Origin of the sequence: Ralstonia sp. A12 (genome assembly GCF_000801955.1) — a bacterium.
Taxonomy (GTDB): Bacteria; Pseudomonadota; Gammaproteobacteria; order Burkholderiales; family Burkholderiaceae; genus Ralstonia.
In genome coordinates this window covers 366,284-386,839 of record NZ_JSZO01000001.1, presented here as the reverse complement: position 1 = coordinate 386,839, position 20,556 = coordinate 366,284, and the positions used below count along the sequence as shown (strand labels likewise).

20 protein-coding genes are annotated in these 20,556 nt (G+C 63.6%); 10 read left to right on the top strand and 10 right to left on the bottom strand.

Annotated elements, in window-relative coordinates:
- Positions 1 to 107 precede the first annotated feature (107 nt).
- The 10 genes from PI87_RS01775 to PI87_RS01730 form a co-directional block, all read right to left on the bottom strand.
- Positions 108 to 1,826: a PhoH family protein gene (locus PI87_RS01775; RefSeq protein WP_039595960.1), complete on the bottom strand. Its 1,719-nt coding sequence runs from the start codon at positions 1,824 to 1,826 to the stop codon at positions 108 to 110.
- 431 nt (positions 1,827 to 2,257) lie between these two features.
- Positions 2,258 to 2,722, bottom strand: a complete 465-nt coding sequence (locus tag PI87_RS01770; RefSeq protein ID WP_039595959.1) for a peroxiredoxin — start codon at positions 2,720 to 2,722, stop codon at positions 2,258 to 2,260.
- A gap of 93 nt (positions 2,723 to 2,815) precedes the next feature.
- On the bottom strand, positions 2,816 to 3,709 hold the full coding sequence (locus PI87_RS01765) for a 4-deoxy-4-formamido-L-arabinose-phosphoundecaprenol deformylase (protein WP_039595958.1): 894 nt from the start codon (positions 3,707 to 3,709) through the stop codon (positions 2,816 to 2,818).
- Between the two features lie 22 nt (positions 3,710 to 3,731).
- On the bottom strand, positions 3,732 to 4,790 hold the full coding sequence (locus tag PI87_RS01760) for a bifunctional UDP-4-keto-pentose/UDP-xylose synthase (RefSeq protein ID WP_052321361.1): 1,059 nt from the start codon (positions 4,788 to 4,790) through the stop codon (positions 3,732 to 3,734).
- A 16-nt stretch (positions 4,791 to 4,806) separates the two neighbouring features.
- Positions 4,807 to 5,736 carry a formyltransferase gene (locus tag PI87_RS01755; RefSeq protein WP_039596427.1) on the bottom strand — a complete coding sequence of 310 codons (930 nt, stop codon included), beginning with the start codon at positions 5,734 to 5,736 and terminating at the stop codon, positions 4,807 to 4,809.
- Positions 5,737 to 5,744: 8 nt separating this feature from the next.
- A complete protein-coding gene (locus PI87_RS01750; RefSeq protein ID WP_039595957.1) occupies positions 5,745 to 6,740 on the bottom strand; it encodes a glycosyltransferase in 996 nt (331 codons plus the stop codon).
- Positions 6,740 to 7,900, bottom strand: a complete 1,161-nt coding sequence (locus PI87_RS01745) for a DegT/DnrJ/EryC1/StrS family aminotransferase (RefSeq protein ID WP_039595956.1) — start codon at positions 7,898 to 7,900, stop codon at positions 6,740 to 6,742. Before PI87_RS01745 ends, PI87_RS01750 begins: the two co-directional genes overlap by 1 nt.
- Before the next feature lie 43 nt (positions 7,901 to 7,943).
- Positions 7,944 to 8,315 (bottom strand): EamA family transporter, encoded by a 372-nt coding sequence (locus PI87_RS01740; protein WP_039595955.1) that lies wholly within the window; start codon positions 8,313 to 8,315, stop codon positions 7,944 to 7,946.
- A 124-nt stretch (positions 8,316 to 8,439) separates the two neighbouring features.
- The gene (locus PI87_RS01735) at positions 8,440 to 10,110 is read right to left on the bottom strand and encodes a glycosyltransferase family 39 protein (RefSeq protein WP_039595954.1); all 1,671 of its coding nucleotides are present in this window, start codon (positions 10,108 to 10,110) and stop codon (positions 8,440 to 8,442) included.
- Between the two features lie 4 nt (positions 10,111 to 10,114).
- Positions 10,115 to 10,495 carry an Mth938-like domain-containing protein gene (locus PI87_RS01730; RefSeq protein ID WP_039595953.1) on the bottom strand — a complete coding sequence of 127 codons (381 nt, stop codon included), beginning with the start codon at positions 10,493 to 10,495 and terminating at the stop codon, positions 10,115 to 10,117.
- Between the two features lie 92 nt (positions 10,496 to 10,587).
- On the opposite strand from PI87_RS01730, the gene PI87_RS28940 reads away from it, so the two are divergent.
- From PI87_RS28940 to PI87_RS01685, 10 genes are all read left to right on the top strand, one after another.
- The gene (locus PI87_RS28940; protein ID WP_157003045.1) at positions 10,588 to 10,803 is read left to right on the top strand and encodes a hypothetical protein; all 216 of its coding nucleotides are present in this window, start codon (positions 10,588 to 10,590) and stop codon (positions 10,801 to 10,803) included.
- A complete protein-coding gene (locus tag PI87_RS01725) occupies positions 10,769 to 12,010 on the top strand; it encodes a pyridoxal phosphate-dependent aminotransferase (protein ID WP_039595952.1) in 1,242 nt (413 codons plus the stop codon). The genes PI87_RS28940 and PI87_RS01725 overlap by 35 nt, the downstream gene beginning before the upstream one ends.
- 103 nt (positions 12,011 to 12,113) lie before the next feature.
- On the top strand, positions 12,114 to 13,439 hold the full coding sequence (locus tag PI87_RS01720; RefSeq protein ID WP_039595951.1) for a homoserine dehydrogenase: 1,326 nt from the start codon (positions 12,114 to 12,116) through the stop codon (positions 13,437 to 13,439).
- Between the two features lie 15 nt (positions 13,440 to 13,454).
- Positions 13,455 to 14,900, top strand: a complete 1,446-nt coding sequence (gene thrC, locus PI87_RS01715; protein ID WP_039596426.1) for a threonine synthase — start codon at positions 13,455 to 13,457, stop codon at positions 14,898 to 14,900.
- Positions 14,901 to 15,025: 125 nt separating this feature from the next.
- A complete protein-coding gene (locus PI87_RS01710) occupies positions 15,026 to 15,643 on the top strand; it encodes a uracil-DNA glycosylase family protein (RefSeq protein WP_039595950.1) in 618 nt (205 codons plus the stop codon).
- Positions 15,644 to 15,724: 81 nt separating this feature from the next.
- Positions 15,725 to 16,984: a molybdopterin molybdotransferase MoeA gene (locus PI87_RS01705; RefSeq protein ID WP_039595949.1), complete on the top strand. Its 1,260-nt coding sequence runs from the start codon at positions 15,725 to 15,727 to the stop codon at positions 16,982 to 16,984.
- 12 nt (positions 16,985 to 16,996) lie between these two features.
- Positions 16,997 to 17,254, top strand: a complete 258-nt coding sequence (gene moaD / locus PI87_RS01700; protein ID WP_039596425.1) for a molybdopterin converting factor subunit 1 — start codon at positions 16,997 to 16,999, stop codon at positions 17,252 to 17,254.
- A 16-nt stretch (positions 17,255 to 17,270) separates the two neighbouring features.
- Positions 17,271 to 17,771 (top strand): molybdenum cofactor biosynthesis protein MoaE, encoded by a 501-nt coding sequence (locus tag PI87_RS01695; protein ID WP_039595948.1) that lies wholly within the window; start codon positions 17,271 to 17,273, stop codon positions 17,769 to 17,771.
- A gap of 15 nt (positions 17,772 to 17,786) precedes the next feature.
- On the top strand, positions 17,787 to 18,167 hold the full coding sequence (crcB, locus tag PI87_RS01690) for a fluoride efflux transporter CrcB (protein ID WP_039595947.1): 381 nt from the start codon (positions 17,787 to 17,789) through the stop codon (positions 18,165 to 18,167).
- 145 nt (positions 18,168 to 18,312) lie between these two features.
- Complete coding sequence (locus PI87_RS01685; RefSeq protein ID WP_039595946.1) at positions 18,313 to 20,490, top strand: 3-hydroxybutyrate oligomer hydrolase family protein; 2,178 nt, start codon at positions 18,313 to 18,315, stop codon at positions 20,488 to 20,490.
- Positions 20,491 to 20,556: the final 66 nt, after the last annotated feature.

Here is a 20,556-nt window from a genome sequence, read left to right as displayed (position 1 = left end):
GGCAGGTGAATGATCGGCAACGAGTACGCAGCAAGAAAAAGGCCGCGCAATCGCGCGGCCTTGTGGCACATCGGTTTGCGGCGGGTGAAACTGCCGCGGTGTGACGGTTACAACACGTCGGACGCGTGATCCGCGAGTCGCGAGCGCTCGCCGCGCGCCAGCGTAATGTGACCGCTGTGGCTCCAGCCCTTGAAGCGATCCACCACGTAGGTCAGACCGGACGAGCCTTCCGTCAGGTACGGCGTGTCGATCTGCGCGATGTTCCCCAGGCAGACGATCTTGGTGCCCGGGCCCGCACGCGTGACCAGCGTCTTCATCTGCTTGGGCGTGAGGTTTTGCGCCTCGTCGATGATGAGGAACTTGTTGACGAAGGTGCGACCGCGCATGAAGTTCATGCTCTTGACCTTGATGCGCGAGCGGATCAGCTCCTGCGTAGCGGCACGGCCCCATTCACCCGCGTTGTCGTCGGACTTCTGCAGGACTTCGAGGTTGTCGTCGAAGGCGCCCATCCACGGCTGCATCTTTTCCTCTTCCGTGCCAGGCAGGAAGCCGATGTCTTCACCCACGGGCACCGTTGCACGCGTGATGATGATTTCGTTGTAGAGCTTCTGGTCCAGCACCTGCTCCAGACCTGCGGCCAGCGCCAGCAGCGTCTTGCCCGTGCCGGCCGAGCCCAGCAGCGTGACGAAATCCACCTCCGGATGCATCAGCAGGTTGAGCGCGAAGTTCTGCTCGCGGTTGCGCGCGGTCACACCCCAGACGTTGTTCTTCTGGTGCGTGTAGTCCTTGAGCGTCTGCAGCACGGCGGTCTTGCCGTTGAGCTCCTTGACCTGCGCGTACAGCGGCAGGCTGCCGTCATTCGGCTCCAGGAAGACAAACTGGTTGACCAGGAACGACGGCACCAGCGGGCCCGAGAGGCGGTAGAACGTGGTGCCCGTCTTCGGATCCTGCCAGCTTTCGATGTTCTTGCCGTGCTTCTGCCAGAAATCTGCGGGCAGGGCCATCACACCGCTGTAGAGCAGGTCGGTGTCCTCCAGCACGCGGTCGTTGAAGTAATCCTCAGCCGGCAGGCCGAGGGCGCGCGCCTTGATCCGCATGTTGATGTCTTTCGACACCAGCACGACATGGCGATCCGGCCGCTGCTGCTGCAGCGCCGCCACCACGCCCAGGATCTGGTTGTCGGCCTTGCCCTGCGGCAGGCCGTCGGGCAGCTTGATGTCGTTCAGGCGCGTCTGGAAGAACAGGCGGCCTTGCGCATCGCGGTTGCCGAGTTTCTCGAGCGGCAGGCCGTCGTCCATCACGCCGTCGGTGCCGGCAACCAACTGGTCGAGCGTGCGGCTGACCGTACGGGCGTTGCGCGCGACTTCGCTCATGCCCTTCTTGTGGTTGTCCAGTTCTTCCAACGTCATCATTGGCAGATAGACGTCGTGTTCTTCAAAGCGGAAGAGGGACGACGGATCGTGCATCAGCACGTTGGTGTCGAGCACGAACAGCTTGGTCGGGCCGTCGTCGCGGCGGGCGCGCCGGCGAGCGGCGGTTTCAGTTGATTTGTCGGACGCAGGCACCTTGTCGACCGTCTTGGCGACAACGGTTGGGCGCTGGCGAGCGTCTTCCTTCGCCATCGGCGGGGCTTCGCCCGAGCGGGCGCGGGCCGTGCTGCGCTTGGGTTGTGCACGGCCGGTTTCGGACAGCGCCTCGCGCTCCAGCGCGGGCACCGGTTTTCGAGGTTCCTGACCCGCCTTCGGCTTTCCGGCTTTGCCGAAAGGCTTGAATTCAGCCGGGTCTAGCAATTGGGCTGGCTGGGTGGGCATGGTCGGCAGCGGCATGCTTCGATTACCTCTCTGGAGGGAACAACGACGAAACACCGCACCCGCTCATGGCGGGGCGATGCTGATGGAAAACGCTGAGGGACAGGCGAGCACGTCTTACGGACGACGGCCACAAAAAAGCCGCCATGACCTGCGAGAGGTGGGGCGGCCTAGATGAACGCCACGACAAGCTGCACGATTCGGGCGTTCTGCCCAGCCTGTTTGCCGGGAAAAACGCCGATGCGGTATCAGGCCAACTTGGCCGCCGGTACCGTCGTGGGCAATCGGAATGGCATCCGGATTTCGTACTCATCGGTTCCGACTTTATCGGAAGCTTTTGTGATTTGCAATCTGTCACATGTGACGTCTGGTGGCGCGTTGCTGTCACGCGAAACTGACAGAAAAGCAGGCGCCGGCGTGCCCTGCGCGGCGCTTTCGTGCTTGACTGGTTACAGCGCGCGCACTGCCGTCAGAACGTCATCCACATGATTAGGCACCTTCACGCCACGCCATTCCTTGCGCAGCACGCCCTTGCTGTCGATGAGAAATGTGCTGCGCTCGATGCCGCGCACGTCCTTGCCGTACATCTTCTTCATCTTGATGGTGTCGAAGAGGTTGCAGACGGCTTCGTCGGTGTCGGAGATCAGCTCGAACGGCATCTCGAGCTTGGCCTTGAAATTCTCGTGCGATTTCAGGCTGTCGCGCGAAATGCCGAATACCACGGCGCCAGCAGCTTCAAAGGCGTCGTACTGGTCGCGGAAGTTCATTGCCTCGGTGGTGCAACCGGGCGTGTTGTCCTTCGGGTAGAAATACAGCACGACGACCTTGCCGTGCAGCGACGCCGGCGAGAACGTGACGCCGCTGGTGGCCGGCGCGGAGAAATCGGGAAGGGGCTTGTCGAGAGAGACGGGCATGGTGGTGTTCCGGAAAACCGCGGAGAGAGACGGGGAACGCTTGAACGGGCAAAACGTGCAGCACGCCGCCCGTCGTACAACCGGGTCGGACGATCAAGCCGGCTGGACGATCAGGCTGCCGCTGCGGCCAGCAATTTCGCCCCACGTGACGGGCTGTACAGGCAGGGTGCTGCGGTCCAGCGTCGCGTAGTAGTCGCCCATCGACGCCAGTCGATGGCCCTGCGCGCGCCAGCCTTGCAGCAACTCGCGGAAGATCGGGGCGAGTTTCTGTCCTTCAAGCTCCGCATGCAAGGTAAACACCTGATCGCGGTCAGATTCGGTCATCTTCAGGATGTGCCGGGCGACGGTTTCTGTCGTCAGGCCATCCACGCCGATAAGTTCGTCCAGCGTCGGCAGCGTGGTCGGCAACTGCACGTGGTTCAGTGCCTGGCCATCAACGCTCGGGATGTATGGATGCGTGCCGCGGCCGTCAGAGGCGTAGGCCATGCCCCAAGCGTCGATCTGGCGGAAGGCGTGGTCGTTCATCTGCCAGCCGGCGGCGCCGTGCGTGGCAGGCGCGTGGCCGAATATTTCGGCAAAGCGCTTGTGCGAGGCGCCCATCTGGCGCGCGGTCCAGGCGGCATCGCGCTCGCGAACGTTGTCTTGCCAGAGCACGTGGTCCCACGTGTGGATGCCGGTCTCGAAGCCTGCCTCGGCAATGGCGCGCATTTCTGCGGCAGCTTTGCGGCCGATGTCGGGGCCGGGCAGCAGCACGCCGTACATCAGCGTGCGCAAGCCGTAATGCTCAACGACTGATGTGCGGGAAACCTTTTTCAGGAAGCCGGGACGGAACGCCCGGCGCAGCGCCCACCCGGTGTGATCCGGGCCGAGGCTGAAGAGGAAGGTCGCGCCTGCCTCGTGCTCACGCAGCATGCGCGAGAGATTGGGCACGCCTTCGCGAGTGCCGCGCAGGGTGTCGACGTCGATCTTAAGGACGATGAGGGCCATGAACCTGCGCGGGTATTGCTGCTTACTTGTTGCCGTTGCCTTCTTCGACCAGGCTGCGGGCGTCGGCCACGTGCGTGCGATACGCTTCGAAGATCTTTGCCAGCGCGTCCTTCATCACGGTGGTCGGCTTCCAGCCGAGCTCTTCCATGGTGTTGGCGATCTTCGGCACGCGGTTCTGCACGTCCTGGTAGCCGTTGCCGTAGTAGGCGCCCGAAGTGGTTTCCACCAGGTTGACTTGCTTGGCGGTGTCCTTGTACTCGTCGATGTTGGCAGCCTGCTCCAGCATCATGTTGGCGAGTTCGCGTACCGAGTAGTTGTTCGACGGGTTGCCGATGTTGTAGATCTTGCCCGACGCCACGCCATCCTTGTTGGCGATGATGCGCACCAATGCGTCGATGCCGTCATCGATGTACGTGAAGGCGCGCTTCTGGCTGCCGCCGTCGACGAGCTTGATGTTCTCGCCGCGTACGATGTGGCCGAGGAACTGCGTCACGACGCGCGACGAACCTTCCTTTGGGGTGTAGATCGAGTCCAGGCCCGGGCCAATCCAGTTGAACGGGCGGAACAGCGTGAAGTTCAGGCCTTCCATGCCGTAGCCCCAGATCACGCGGTCCATCAGCTGCTTCGAGCAAGCGTAGATCCAGCGCGGCTTGTTGATCGGGCCGTACACCAGCGACGAGGCTTCCGGATCGAATTCCGAATCGCTGCACATGCCGTAGACCTCGGAGGTCGACGGGAAGACCAGGTGCTTGCCGTACTTGGCAGCCGAACGCACGATCGGCAGGTTGGCTTCAAAGTCCAGCTCGAACACACGCAGCGGGTCTTTGACGTAGGTCGACGGCGTGGCGATGGCCACCAGCGGCAGGATCACGTCGCACTTCTTCACGTGATACTCGACCCACTCCTTGTTGATGGTGATGTCACCCTCGAAGAAGTGCATGCGCGGGTGGTTGACCAGATCGCCCAGACGCTCGGTCTGCATGTCCATGCCATAGACCTCCCAGTCGGTGGTCTCCAGGATGCGCTTGGACAGGTGGTGGCCGATGAAGCCGTTGACGCCGAGAATCAGTACTTTTTTCATGAAGGCAAACTCAAAATCAGGAGGTGGCGAGCTGGTTGGCGAGCTGCTGCGCGGTCACGGTAACCGTGCCGTTGGCAGCTTGGGGCTCGACGCGCCAGAGCTCGTGGATGGCGATGGCTCCCCCATCGCCGCACACGCCGAACATCGCATTATCCACGACGTGCAAGCCCGGGGGCAAATTCGTGAAGGTTTGATGCGCCAGACGGGCGCGCGCGACGATGTAGCGCGTGCTGCTGGCATCGGTAAAGGCGCCGGGGTAGGGTGGAGCGACGGCGCGGATCAGGTTGTAGACCTGCTGGGCAGGTTTCGACCAGTCGATGCGGCCGTCTTCGGGCTTACGGCCGCCGAAATAGCTGCCGTTGGCGAGCACATTCGGGTGCTGCGGGATCTGTCCGGCAATCATTGCGGGCAGTGCACGCCACAAGGTTTGCTCGGCCGCCACGGTGGTCTTCTCAAACACTTCGTGCGCGGTGTCGTCCGGCAGGATCGGAACGATGGTCTGGTCGACGATGTAGCCGGCATCCGGCTTTTCGACCATCTCGTGCAGGGTGGCGCCGGCTTCGGTCTCACCATGCAGCACGGCCCAATTGGTGGGCACGCGGCCGCGGTACTTCGGCAGCAGTGAGCCGTGCATGTTGAACGCGCCAAACTTGGCGAGGCTCAACAGCGACATCGGGATCATGTGCCGGTAGTAGAACGAAAAGATGAAATCCGGCGCGATGGCCGCGATGCGGGCGTGCAGGTCGTCACCGTTGGCGTTGTCCGGCGTGATGAAGGGGATACCCAGTTCTTGTGCCGTGGCGCGCACGCTGCCGAACCAGATGTTCTCGGTGGCGTTGTCCTCGAGTGTGACGACGAGTTCGACCTGGATGCCGCGCGCAGCCAGCACGCGCAGGCAGCGCACGCCGACGTTGTGATAGGCAAAGACGACAGCGCGGCGCTTGATGTCACCATTCATGCCACACCTCGCTGCGAGCCATTCTTCAGGTCAGCCGGGCCGGCTTCGTGCAGATGGGGTGTGTCTTCCAGCACGCCCTGCACCAGATAGCGCGGACGCTCGCGCACCTGCTGATAGATGCGGCCGATGTATTCGCCAAGCAGGCCGATGCCGAACAGCAGCACGCCCATCAGGAAGAAGGTGATGGCGAAGAGCGTAAACACACCCTGGACTTCCGCGCCCAGCACAAAGCGGCGCACCACCAGCAGAATGAACAGGATGGCCGAGGCCAGCGACAGCAGCATCCCGATCGCCGAGAACCACTGCAGCGGCACCACCGAGAAGCCCGTCACCAGGTCGAAGTTCAGACGCACCAGCTTGTACAGCGAGTACTTCGACTCGCCCGCAAAGCGCTCTTCGTGATCGACCTCGATTTCGGTCGGGTTCTTGCTGAAGGTGTAGGCCAGCGCCGGGATGAAGGTGTTGACTTCGCGGCAGCGGTTGATGGTGTCGACGATGGTCCGGTTGTAGGCGCGCAGCATGCAGCCCTGATCGGTCATCTTGATGTGCGTGATGCGCTCGCGCAGCGAGTTCATGGCGCGCGATGCGGTGCGGCGGAACCAGCTGTCCTGGCGGACACGGCGGATGGTGCCGACGTAGTCGTAGCCCTCGTCGAGCTTCTCGACAAGGCGGCCGATTTCTTCCGGCGGGTTCTGCAGGTCGGCGTCGAGCGTGACGACGCGTTCACCGCGCGCATGCTCGAAGCCGGCCAGGATGGCCATGTGCTGGCCGTAGTTGCCGTTGAACAGCACGACGCGCGTGCTGTCCGGACGCGCACGGAACTGCTCTGCCAGCATCGCGGCGGAGCGATCACGGCTGCCGTCGTTGACGAACACGACTTCGTACGAGATGCCCAGCGCATCGAGTGCGGGATACAGACGCGCAAACAGCGCGGCGAGCCCGTCTTCTTCGTTGTATACGGGGATGACGACCGAGAGAGCAGGTGTCTTCATTATTGGTATTGGGTGCAAAGTTGGCGGACCGCGTTAACCACGCGATCCACGTCGGAATCTTCCATGCCGGCGAACATCGGCAGCGTGACGATAGCGCGGCCGATGCGTTCCGCCACTGGGAACATACCCGGCTTCCAGCCGAGTTCGCGGTAGAGCTTGAACAGGTGGATGGGCGGATAGTGCACGCCCGCGCCGATGCCCAGCGCCTTCAGGCCGGCCATGAAACCGGCGCGATCGACCTTCAGGCGATCCAGCGGCAGCACGATCTGGAACATGTGCCAGTTGGTCTGCGTGAAGTTCTCCACCGGCAGCTCGACGCCGAACGATTCGATGTCGGCCGCGCGCATGGCGGCAAAGTAGCGGCGTGCGAGTGCAGCGCGGCGTGCGGTGACGGCTTCAAGCTGCGCAAACTGGCCCAGGCCGATGGCAGCGTTCACATCGGTCAGGTTGAATTTGCCGCCCACCAGGTCGACTTCCATGCCGTCGAAGCCGGTGCGCACGACGCCCTGCAGGCGGTACTTCTCGGCCAGCACGGCTTCTTCCGGCGTGTTCAGTACGAGTGCGCCGCCCTCGATGGTGGTGATGTTCTTGTTGGCCTGGAAGCTGAAGCTGACCAGATCTCCGATCTGGCCGATGCGCTTGTCGCCCCAGCGCGAGCCGATGGCCTGTGCGGCGTCTTCCACCACGCGCAGCTTGCGGCGGCGGGCGATGTCGTACAGGCGGTCCATGTCAACCGGCAGGCCGGACAGGTAGACCGGGATGATGGCCTTGGTGCGCGGCGTGATGGCGGCTTCGACCTTGTCCAGATCGATGTTGCGCGTGACTGGGTCGATGTCGACGAAAACCGGCTTGGCACCGACCGTCAGCACCACGTTGGACGTGGCCACCCACGAGATCGGCGTGGTGATGACCTCATCGCCGGGGCCGATGCCTGCGATGCGCAGTGCGACTTCCATCGTGGCCGTGCCGTTGGCAAAGGTGCGCACGATACGGCCGCCGAAATACTCGGACAGTGCCGCTTCGAATGCGGCGACCTTCGGCCCCGAGGTGATCCAGCCCGAGCGAAGCACGTCGGCCACGGCGGCGATGGTCGCCTCGTCAATGGTCGGGCGCACAAACGGCAGGAAGGGTTGTTCAGCAGTGGCGTTGGTTTGCGTCATTGTGGCAAAGGCGGACTTGAATTGGATGAGGGCGCCAAACCGCTTACGAGCGGGCCAGCACGAGCACACCGACGAGGATGATGGCGATGCCGACCAGGCGCTGGATCGACAGCACTTCGCCAAACAGATACCACGCCAGGAAGGCATTGACCACGTAGCCCAGCGAGAGCATCGGATACGCAATGGTCACATCCACGCGCGAGAGGCCAAGGATCCACACCACCACGGAAATTACGTAGCACGACAGGCCGCCGATGATGGGCAACTGTGTTGCAAGCTTGATGCCGATCGGCAGGATGTTTTCGGCCGAAAACGCAAAGCGGCCGATGTTGTTGACACCCGCCTTGAGCAGCAATTGGGCGCAAGCATTGAGCATGACGCCCGTCAGGATCAGCCCGAAAGTGACCAGATTCATGTGTTCTTTTAGTGTTTTACCAACTGCGGCGGTTTCCCCGTGACGCTGCCGCGGGGCGCATGTTACGACAATTCCGCTTGCACGCCCCTTTCGGAGGGGCCGGACAGTAACAAGCGGGTGGCACCTAGTTGCGCCGCACGATCACGCGGCGGGCGTCACGGGCGATCACGATCATCGGTACCCCCTGAGTTGCCAGCCGGTCATATGTGCCTGGCCCCATCATGGCGACCGCCTGGCCACCTTCCTTCCAGCGGGTCACGAAGACCTCGGTGGTCGGAATCCATTTGGCGGGCTCCTGCTCGACGCCGAAGGCCAGCTCGTCGGGCTCCTGCACCATCGTGGTTGGCGTGCCAAGGTAAAACGGCATTGTATGGTCCAGCCGCTCCACCGCATAGAACGGCACGCCCGGCTGCAACCACGGCTTGACGGCCGGCACGAGATCGATGCCCGACATCGAACGCCCGAACGCCTCGTGGCCGAGCAGGGCGGTCGTGAACGTCAGGAACCATGCGCAGGCGAACGCAACGAGACTTTCGAAGCGCTTGTCCGCCAAGCGCAGTGCCAGCCACGTGAATACCGCGCCGGCAGCGAAGGCTACTGCCAGGAATACTCCAAAGCGCGCGAACACTGCATTCGGGTACATGTCCGATGACATCGTCGCCATATAGCCGCTGGCCGCCAGGCCGACCACGGTCAGCGCCAGGAAGGCCTTGAGCTGCCAGCGCCAGGCACGCTCGCTGGTGTTCTCGAGCACGAGCGCAGCCAGAACCGCCAGTGCTGGGATGATCGGGAAGATATAGCCCGGCAGCTTCGAGTCGGAAATGCTGAAAAACGCGAAGATCAGGATGGCCCACAGACCAACAATCAACGTTGGTCGGAAGCCATTGGAGGCAGCTTCACCGCGGGCGAAGGTCAGCCGCGCAGCACTCGGCAGTTGCGCAAGCCAAGGCAGGAAGCCCGCCAGCAGCAGCGGTACGAAATACCAGAGCGGCGCATTGCGGTTGTGTACGGTGGAAGTGAAGCGCTGGAAGTGCTCGTGCACGAAGAAGAACCACGCAAATTCGGGGTTGCGTGCAGAAATCAGCACGAACCACGGCGCACCCACCGCAAAGAAGACGATCAGGCCGGTCACTAGGTGCAGCCGTTTCCACAGCGCCCAATCACGTGCGACGAGCGTGTAAACCACCAGCACAAAGCCCGGCAGCACCACGCCGATCAGGCCCTTGCTGAGCACTGCCAGCGCCATGGACGCCCAGCAGACCCACATCCAGTTGCGTTGCTGGCTGCGCGTGGCATCCGGATGCTGCGCCAGCAGCAGTGCCGCCAGTGCCATCGTCATGCAGCCGGCCACACCCATGTCGAGCGAATTGAAATGCGCGCCCACGTTCCACATCGGCGCGCTCACGAGTACCAACCCAGTGATGACGGCGGTCCGTTTTCCCCACCAGCGCCCTGCAGCCAGCACCGTGAAGACGAGGCCGGCGACGCCGGAGAGCGCCGTAAACAGCCGCGCCTGCCAGTCGCCCACGCCGAACAGCGTGTAGGCGAGTGCCGTGCCCCACATCTGCAGCGGCGGCTTCTCGAAATACTTCAGCGCGTTGTAGCGGATGGTCACCCAGTCGCCCGTGGTGAACATCTCACGGGCGATCTCGGCGTAGCGGCCTTCGTCGGTGGGGATCAGGTGGCGGTAGCCCAGCGTGCCCAGCCAGACGGCCAGAAAGGCAGCGGCCAGCAGCCACAGGGATGCATTGCGCCAGGGCAGGGCGGGCGCGTTGGCAGAGCGGTCGATCGGCATGCGGTCAGGTGCGCTCGATCAGCAATGCGGCCGCCGCTTTGCGGCCTTCCAACATCAGGATGTTGTACGTGCGGCCTGCGGCCTGCAGGTCCATCGCTTCCACGCCGATGCGCTTCTCGGTGAGCGGCGCGGTCAGGCGCGGGTGGGGGAATCGCAGCTTGTTGCCGGTGCCGAACACCACCACTTCTGCGCCCATTTCCAGCAGGCGGGCGAAGTGCTCGGGCGTGAGGTCTTCAAAACGCGCGACATCCCACGGTACGACGGCCCCTTCGGGCATCACCAGCACAGAATGCTCGTAGCGCACCTTGTTGATTTCGATATAGCCGTCGCCATAGCCGGTGACGGTATTGAGAACAGTGGACGGATCAGATGAATGGAGCTTCAAGGCGGAATCCCATCAGGCGCGATGGCTGCGGCGCACACAGCAGCGAGGCACTAGGTTTCAGACAAGCGGCGCGATCTCGCTGCGTTGCAAAAATGCCCGCCGAAGTCTGTCATAATGGGCTAAATTATATCTTTTTCTCTCCTTTGCCCGCCGCGCCACAAGCGACGCCCGGTAAGGAAGAGCGCAGCGCTTGCCTGTTGCTGCGCGGCACTACCTCCGCCGCCTTGCTGCAATACAAAATCATCCGCAATCCAAGCCCGCTCGACATCGCCCGTGAAAACGATCCAGAAATCCGCCAAGCTCAATAACGTCTGCTATGACATTCGCGGCCCCGTGCTCGAGAAGGCCAAGCAGATGGAAGAAGACGGCCACAAGATCATCAAGCTGAACATCGGCAACCTGGCCCCGTTCGGTTTCGATGCCCCGGAAGAGATCCAACTGGACATGATCCGCAACCTGCCGAACTCGGCCGGTTATTCGGATTCCAAGGGCATCTTCGCGGCGCGCAAGGCGGTGATGCACTACACGCAAGAGCAGGGCATCAAGAACGTCACGCTGGATGACATCTATCTGGGCAACGGTGCATCTGAACTGATTTCGCTGGCCACCAACGCGTTGCTCGACGCTGGTGACGAACTGCTGCTGCCGGCCCCCGATTACCCGCTGTGGACCGCTGTGACCAGCCTCTCGGGCGGCACGCCGGTGCACTACTACTGCGATGAGTCCAACGGCTGGATGCCCGATCTGGACGACATCCGCGCCAAGATTACGCCCAACACCAAGGGCATCGTCGTCATCAACCCGAACAACCCGACCGGCGCGTTGTATTCCGACGAGCTGCTGCGCGGCATCATCGCCATTGCGCGCGAGCATGGCCTGGTGATCTTCGCCGACGAGGTGTACGACAAGGTGCTGTTTGACGACAACAAGCACACCGCCCTCGGTTCGCTGTCGGAAGATGTGCTGACCATCACGTTCAATAGCCTGTCGAAGAGCTATCGCTCGTGCGGTTACCGCGCTGGCTGGATGGTCGTGTCCGGCGACAAGCGCCCGGCCAAGGACTACATCGAAGGCCTGAACATGCTGTCGTCGATGCGCCTGTGTGCCAACGTGCCGGGCCAGTGGGCGATCCAGACGGCGCTGGGTGGTTATCAAAGCATCAAGGACCTAGTGGCACCGGGTGGCCGCATGCGCCGTCAGCGTGACCTGGCGCACGAGCTGATCACTGCCATCCCGGGCGTGACCTGCGTGAAGCCGAAGGCTGCGCTGTACATGTTCCCGCGCCTCGATCCGGCCGTGTACCCGATCGAAGACGATCAGCAATTCATCCGCCAACTGCTGGAAGAAGAGCGTGTGCTGCTGGTGCAGGGCACGGGCTTCAATTGGCACTCGCCGGACCACTTCCGCATCGTCTTCCTGCCGCACGAAGACGACCTTCGCGAAGCGATTGGCCGAATTTCGCGCTTCCTGGAGCGGTACCGTCAGCGTCACGGTACTGGCATCCGGGCAGCATAGACTCGGTCATCCGCCAGATCAGTTGTTATTGCGGGGCAGACCGAAGTGTCTGCCCTGTGTGTTTTCTGCCTCTCCGCTTTTTCGTTTCTCTACGACACGTCTCATGAATCCCATCAAGATCGGCCTGCTCGGGCTCGGTACCGTCGGTGGCGGTACGCTCAAGGTTCTGCAACGGAACCAGGAAGAAATCCGTCGTCGCGCAGGGCGCGGTATTGAAGTCGCCATGATTGCCGTGCGCAATCTGGACAAGGCGCGCGCCATTGTGCAAGAAGCCGGTGCGACCGTGCCGGTGGTGAACGATCCGTTTGCGATTGTGGATTCGCCTGAGATCGACATCGTCGTCGAACTGATCGGCGGCTATGACCTGACGCGCGAGTTGGTGCTGCGCGCCATCGCCAACGGCAAGCACGTCGTCACCGCCAACAAGGCGCTGCTGGCCGTGCACGGCAACGAGATCTTCAAGGCAGCCCAGGACAAGGGCGTGATGGTGGCGTTCGAGGCCGCAGTGGCCGGCGGTATCCCCATCATCAAGGCGCTGCGCGAAGGCCTCACGGCCAACCGCATCGAGTGGATCGCCGGCATCATCAACGGCACCACGAACTTCATCCTGTCCGAGATGCGCGACAAGGGCCTGGACTTCGACACGGTGCTCAAGGAAGCCCAGCGCCTGGGTTACGCCGAGGCCGATCCGACCTTCGACATCGAGGGCTTTGACGCCGCACACAAGCTCACGCTGATGAGCGCGATCGCCTTTGGCGTGCCGGTGCAATTCGAGCGCGCGTATGTGGAGGGCATCACCAAGCTGGAAGCGGTCGACATCCGCTATGCGGAAGAACTCGGTTATCGCATCAAGCTGCTGGGCCTGACCCGCCGCACCGAGGCTGGTATCGAGCTGCGCGTGCACCCGACGCTGGTGCCGGCCAAGCGCCTGATTGCCAATGTGGAAGGCGCGATGAACGCCGTGGTCGTCAACGGCGACGCCGTGGGCCCGACGCTGTACTACGGCAAGGGGGCCGGCGCCGAGCCGACCGCCTCGGCTGTCGTCGCTGACCTGGTGGACGTGACGCGCCTGCATACCGCTGACCCGGAACATCGCGTGCCGCACCTGGCCTTCCAGCCAGACGCGCTGTCCGATACGCCCGTGCTGCCGATCGACGAAGTGCGTTCGAGCTACTACCTGCGCATTCGCGTGGCTGACCAGACGGGCGTGCTGGCCGATATCACGCAGATTCTGGCCAAGACCGGCATCTCGATCGACGCGATGCTGCAGAAGGAATCGCGCGAAGGCGAGCCGCAGCCGCAGACCGACATCATCATGCTGACGCACACGGCCGTCGAGAAGCACGTGAACGGTGCCATCGCCGCCATCGAAGCGCTGCCGACCGTGCTGTCGAAGGTCAAGCGTATCCGCATGGAAGAACTGAACTGAGTGCAGGACATGAGCATGCAATACCGATCCACGCGCGGCCATGCCGAGCCGCAGAGTTTCTCGCGCATCCTGCTGGGTGGCCTGGCGCCGGACGGCGGCCTGTATCTGCCCGAGCACTATCCGCAAGTCAGCATTGAAGAACTGACGCGCTGGCGCGACCTGCCGTATGCCGATCTCGCCTTCGAGGTCCTGCGCAAGTTCGCCACCGACATTCCGGAAGACGACCTGCGCACGCTGGTCCGCCGCACGTACACGCCAGAGGTTTATTGCAACACGCGCCAGGGCGACAACGCGGCGGACATCACGCCGCTGCACCGCCTGGGCGAAGAGGGCGGCACGCAACTGTCGCTGCTGTGCCTGTCCAATGGCCCGACGTTGGCCTTCAAGGACATGGCGATGCAGCTGCTGGGCAACCTGTTCGAATACGCGCTCGACCGCGAGCACGCCGAGCTGAACATCCTGGGCGCCACCTCCGGCGACACCGGCAGCGCGGCCGAATACGCCATGCGCGGCAAGCGCGGCGTGCGCGTTTTCATGCTGAGCCCGCATCGCAAAATGAGCGCGTTCCAGACCGCGCAGATGTTCAGCCTGCAAGATGCGAACATCTTCAACATCGCCATCGAGGGCGTGTTCGATGATGCGCAGGACATCGTCAAGGCCGTTTCGAATGACCACGAGTACAAGGCCCGCCAGAAGATCGGCACGGTCAACTCGATCAACTGGGCGCGTGTTGTTGCCCAGGTCGTCTACTACTTCAAGGGTTACCTGTTGGCTGCCCCGAAGATTGGCGACAAGGTGTCGTTCTGCGTGCCATCAGGCAACTTCGGCAACGTCTGCGCTGGCCACATCGCGCGCATGATGGGGCTGCCGATCGACAAGCTGGTGGTCGCCACCAACGAGAACGACGTGCTCGACGAGTTCTTCCGCACCGGCACCTATCGCGTGCGCAGCGCCGCGCAGACGTATCACACGTCGAGCCCGAGCATGGACATCAGCAAGGCTTCGAACTTCGAGCGCTTCGTATTCGACTTGCTCGACCGGGATCCGGCGCGCCTTGCGCAACTGTTCCGCGACGTGGACGAGAAGGGCGGCTTCTCGATGACCGGCAAGCCGGAATTCGACCGTATCGCCGAGTTTGGCTTCGTGTCGGGCCGCAGCTCGCACGAAGACCGCGTCGACACGATCCGCGACGTGTTCGCCACCTACGGCACGATGATCGACACCCACACTGCCGACGGCGTGAAGGTGGCGCGCGAGAACCTGACGCCCGGCGTGCCGATGGTGGTGCTGGAAACGGCGCTGCCGGCCAAGTTTGGCGACACCATCCGCGAAGCGCTGGACCGCGAGCCGGAGCGTCCGGCTGGCTACGCTGACATTGAATCGCTGCCGCAGCGTTTCGAAGTCATGCCGGCTGACGCTGACCGCATCAAGGGTTACATCGCCCAGCACACCGGCCTGTAAACCTGCCCATGATCCTACTGCGCGTCCCGATCTTGGTCCTGCGATGCTCGCCGTACACGTGTACGGCAGCGCTTCTCGGGCCAACCTCGGGCCGCTCGCTACGGATCATGAACAGGTTCTAAGCGATGGAAGCAGTGCCGGATGACGTAGCCGGGGCAGCATTTGAGCGCTGCTTGCACGACATCCGCGCCTGCCGCGAGTGCAAGGGTGCGCTGGCGCACGAGCCTCGCCCCGTTGTCGTGGCAAATCGCCGGGCCCGTCTGCTGATCATCGGGCAGGCGCCAGGGCGCATCGTCCACGAAACCGGCATCCCCTGGAATGATCGCTCGGGAGATCGCCTGCGCCAGTGGTTGCAAATTACGTACGACGATTTCTACGCCGACAAGCGCATCGCCGTGGTGCCAATGGGTTTCTGCTTTCCCGGTACTGGCGCGAACGGCGATTTGCCGCCGCGCCCCGAATGCGCACCCAAATGGCATCGCTCTTTGCTGATGGCCATGCCTGAAGTGAAGCTCACGCTACTGGTCGGCACCTACGCGCAGCGTCATTACCTTGACGTGCCGCGCGACTGGTCGCTCACCGATGTCGTCCGCAATGGACCCGTGCAGGATGGCGATGGCCGTGTGCTGTTTCCGCTACCGCATCCCAGTCCGCGCAACCTGGCCTGGTTCAAGCACAACCCGTGGTTCGACGTGAGCATCGTGCCGGCGCTGCGGGCGGCGCTGGCAAACGCATTCGCTTGATACGCCTGGGCTGATGCATGGCATCGGCCTGGAACCGATACAATCGAAATCTCCCTTTCGATTTCGTTTTCCCATTCCCGCATGTCTGCCAACGATGCTCCCGCCGTCAAACCGTCTTTGTTGACGCTCGATGCGGCGCTGTCGCAACTGCTTGCCGCCGCGCGTGTTCTCCATGACACCGAAACCGTGCCGACGCTGCACGCCAACGGCCGCATCCTCGCGCAGGCCGTGCACAGCGGCCTGAACGTGCCGCCGGCCGACAATACATCGATGGACGGCTACGCCGTGCGCGCAGCCGACATTACCGCGCCGGGTACACGCCTGAAGGTGGCGCAGCGCATTCCCGCTGGCCACGTAGGCCAACCGCTCAATGTGGGCGAGGCCGCGCGCATCTTCACCGGCGCGATGATTCCGCCAGGGGCCGATGCGGTGGTCATGCAAGAGCAATGCAAGGCCGACCCGGACACGGGCACCGTCACCATCGATCACGTACCGGAGTCGGGGGAATGGATCCGCCGCGCCGGTGAAGACATCGCCGATGGCGCCGAAATCCTGTCGCGCGGCACGCGCCTTGGCGCGCAGCAGTTGGGCCTGGCCGCTTCCGTTGGCTGTGCCAACCTGCAGGTGGTGCGCCGCCCGCGCGTAGCCGTGTTCTTTACCGGCGACGAACTCGCCATGCCCGGCGAGCCGCTCAAGCCCGGCGCCATCTACAACTCCAACCGCTTCACGCTGCGCGCGCTGCTGGAAAACCTTGGCTGCGAGATCACCGATTTCGGCATCGTGCCCGACACGCTGCAGGCCACGCGCGAGACGCTGCGCGAAGCTGCCGAGGCGCACGACCTGATCATCACCTCGGGTGGTGTGTCAGTGGGCGAGGAAGACCACATCAAGCCCGCCGTGGAAGCCGAGGGACGTCTGAACATGTGGCAGATCGCCATCAAGCCGGGCAAGCCGCTGGCCTTTGGCGAGGTGCGCCGCCCCGAGGGCATGGTGGGCGGGCCGACCGCGTTTTTCCTGGGGCTGCCGGGCAACCCGGTGTCGAGCTTCGTCACGTTCCTGCTGTTCGTGCGGCCGTTCATCCTGCGCCTGCAAGGCGTGACGGATGTGGCCCCGAAGCGCATCCCGATGCGCGCCGACTTTGCGCTGGCCAAGGGCGATCGCCGCAACGAATTCCTGCGCGCGCGCATCAACGCCAACGGCGGGCTGGACCTGTTCCCGAATCAGAGCTCGGGCGTGCTGACCTCCACCGTGTGGGGCGACGGCCTGATCGACAACCCGCCCAACCAGCCGATCGCGCAGGGTGACGTGGTCAGCTTCCTGCCGTTTGCGGGTTTGGTGTAAGGAGCGATGGCCATGCAGATCGAGCTGCGTTTCTTTGCCAGCGTGCGTGAGCAACTGGGGACCTCGCAAGAGGTGGTGATTGTGCCGGACACCGTCCGCACCTTGGGCGACGTGCGCCACTGGCTGGCCCAGCGCGGCCCCGTGTGGAGTGAAACGCTGGCCCAGGGCCGTGCGTTGCGCATGGCACTGGATCACCAGATCCTTCCGGCCGACACTGCGCTGCACGAGGGCTGCGAAGTCGCCATCTTCCCGCCCGTGACTGGCGGCTGAGCACAGGAGAGTGACCATGCCCGTCCGCGTGCAAGAGGCCGACTTTGATCTCGGCGCCGAAATCGCAGCGCTGCGTGCCGGCCGCCCGAACATCGGTGCGGTGGCCAGCTTCATTGGCACCGTGCGCGATATCAACGATGGCTCAGGTGTGTCCGAGATGGAGCTTGAGCACTATCCTGGCATGACCGAGAAGGCGCTGGCCAACATCGTGAGCGCGGCCATGCAGCGCTGGGAACTGATCGACGCGCTGGTCATCCACCGGGTCGGCAAGCTCAAGCCCGAAGACCAGATCGTGCTGGTGGCAGTGGCTTCCAAGCACCGCGGCGAATCCTTTGCCGCGTGTGAATTCATCATGGATTACCTCAAGAGCGAAGCACCGTTCTGGAAAAAGGAACAGACGCCCGAAGGTGCGCGCTGGGTCGATGCGCGCGTGACCGACGACAAGGCGCTCGCCCGCTGGGGAATCACCACCAGCAACGCGGCCAGCGTATCGGCGCAACCCAACGACTACGAATAACAAGGACGCGACCGCATGAGCGGAATGGGCTTTCTGGCAGTGGGGGTGGGGGCTGCGCTGGGAGCCTGGCTGCGTTGGGGGTTCGCCGTTCTGTGGAATGCGATCAATCCGGCCTTGCCGTACGGCACGCTGGCGGCCAATCTGGTGGGGGGCTACCTGATTGGCGTTGCGGTCGGCGTCTTCGATACGCATACAGGGCTGCCGCCGGAATGGCGCCTGCTGGTCATCACCGGGTTCCTGGGCGGTCTGACGACGTTCTCGACGTTTTCCAGCGAGGTTGTCGCCAACATTCTGGCTGGCGACTACGGCGTGGGTGTGCTGCACATCGTGGCGCATCTGGGCGGCTCGCTGTTCCTCACGCTGCTCGGTCTCTGGACGGTGCGCACATTCAGTTGATCGCAAGGCCGATTGTGCAAATGAGATTGCGAATGAGCAGTTTGATTCACATACTGGTGGTGCCTGCGGCGGCGTAGGGACGGCAGTATCGGAGGCTGCCGCGGGTTGTCTTGTGTTGTTCCATCCATAACGAGAAGGAGACGCAATGAAATCAACCCGAACCACGCGCCTGCGACGGCACGTGTCAGCAACCAACCTTGTCGCAGCCGGGGCCATGCTCCTGGCGGGTTGCAGTGTGCTGAGCGCCTGCGGCGGCGGCAACGACGGCAACAATGTGCCGGGCAACGTCAAGCCGGCCTTCGTCGGCAAGGTCACCACCAACCACTACGATGGCTCCACCGACGATCTGCTGACCGCCGGCCTGGGCGCCAGCGGTCTGGCATCGGCCACCGCGCCCACCATTGCCAACCCGACCGCGCCCACGGCGGCCGAGCTGCGCCGCCTGGCCATCTACGCCAACTACCGCGCACTGGTTGATACCGCTGCGAAGGGCGGCTACGGCACGCTGTATGGGCCGAATGTCGACGCCAGCGGCAATGTCACGTCAGGCTCGGGCATGATCGCCGGCAGCGAATACGTGGCCTATTCCGACGATGGCACCGGCCAGCAGAACGTTGTGCTGCTCGTGCAGATTCCGGATAGCTTCGACGTCAACAACCCCTGCATCATCACCGCCACGTCATCGGGCTCGCGCGGCATCTACGGCGCGATCTCCACCGGTGAATGGGGCCTCAAACGCAAGTGCGCCGTCGCCTATACCGACAAGGGCACCGGCGCCGGCCCGCACGATCTGGCCACCGACACCGTCGCCCTGCAGGACGGCACGCGTACGACGCGCACGGCGGCGGGTTCCAACGCGCAGTTTGCCGCGCCACTCACCAGCAGCCAGCTTGCCGCGTTCAATGCGGCCACGCCGAATCGGCTGGCGTTCAAGCATGCGCATTCGCAGCGCAACCCAGAGAAGGATTGGGGCCGCTTCACGCTGCAGGCCGTGCAGTTCGCGTTCTGGGCCATCAACGACAAGATCGCGCCCGCGGGCGGTGTGCAGGGCGGCAGCGCGTTGCCGGTGCGGCCCAACAACACCATCGTGATCGCATCGAGCATTTCCAACGGCGGCGGTGCAGCCATCGCAGCGGCCGAGCAGGACACGGGCGGTTGGATTGACGGCATCGCCGTTGGCGAGCCCGGTCTGAACCTGCCGTCCACCCCGAGCGTGCAGGTGGTGCGCGGCGGTGTTCTGCTGCCGGTGTCGGGCAAGCCGCTGTTCGACTATGTGAGCTATGCCAACGTGTACCGGCTGTGCGCAGCGTCATCGGCCAGCGTGTCGAGCGCGCCGGCGCAAGGGTTGTTCGCGTCGACGCCAACGTTCCCGACCAGCGTGCAAGTGAACCGCTGTGCAGCGCTCAAGGCGGCTGGCCTGCTCAATGCAAGCACCGCCGCTACGCAAGCTGACGAAGCACTGCAGAGAATGCGTGCCTATGGTTGGGAGCCCGAGTCGGACCTCGTACACGCGTCGATGGCGTTCTTCGAGATCGATCCGTCGGTGGCGACCACCTTTGGCAACGCGCTCTCGCGCTCCAGCGTGGCCGACAATCTGTGTGGCCTGAGCTTTGCCGCGACCGATGCGTCGTTCCACCCGACGACGGTGAACGCCACGGCGCTGGCGCAGATGGCGGCGCTGGGCAATGGCATTCCGCCCACCTCCGGTGTGCAGCTCGTCAACAACAACGCGCAGGGCGGGCCGACGCGCAGCAACCAGTCGGTTGATTCCACCGGCACACAGGCGGCCAACCTGGATGCCGCACGCTGCCTGCGCAACCTGCTGACCGGCGCGGATGCCACGTCGCAGGCGCTGCAGACCGGTATCAGCCAGACGCTGCGTACCGGCAACTTGCAGGGCAAGCCCGCGCTGATCGTGCAGGGGCGCAACGATGCGCTGCTGCCGGTCAACCATGGTTCGCGGCCATACCTGGGGCTGAATGCACTGGTGGAGGGCGGGTCGAGCAAGCTGTCGTATATCGAGGTGATGAACGCGCAGCATTTCGACGGTTTTATCGACCTGGTGCCGGGCTACGACACGCTGTTCGTGCCGCTGGTGCTGTATGAGCAACGTGCGCTGGATGCCATGTACGCCAACCTGAAGAACGGCACGCCGCTGCCGCCGTCGCAGGTGGTACGTACGACGCCGCGTGGGGGCACGGCAGGCTCGGCCCCGGCCATCAGCGCGGCCAATGTGCCGAATTTCACCAACACGCCGGCCGCGGGTGACCGCATTTCGGTGACGACCTCGGGCAGTGTGGCAACGGTCTCCGTGCCGAACTGACGCGGCGAAAGCAGCACATCAAGCGGCGACGCGCCCAAAAGCGCGTCGCCGTTTGATTTTGTACAA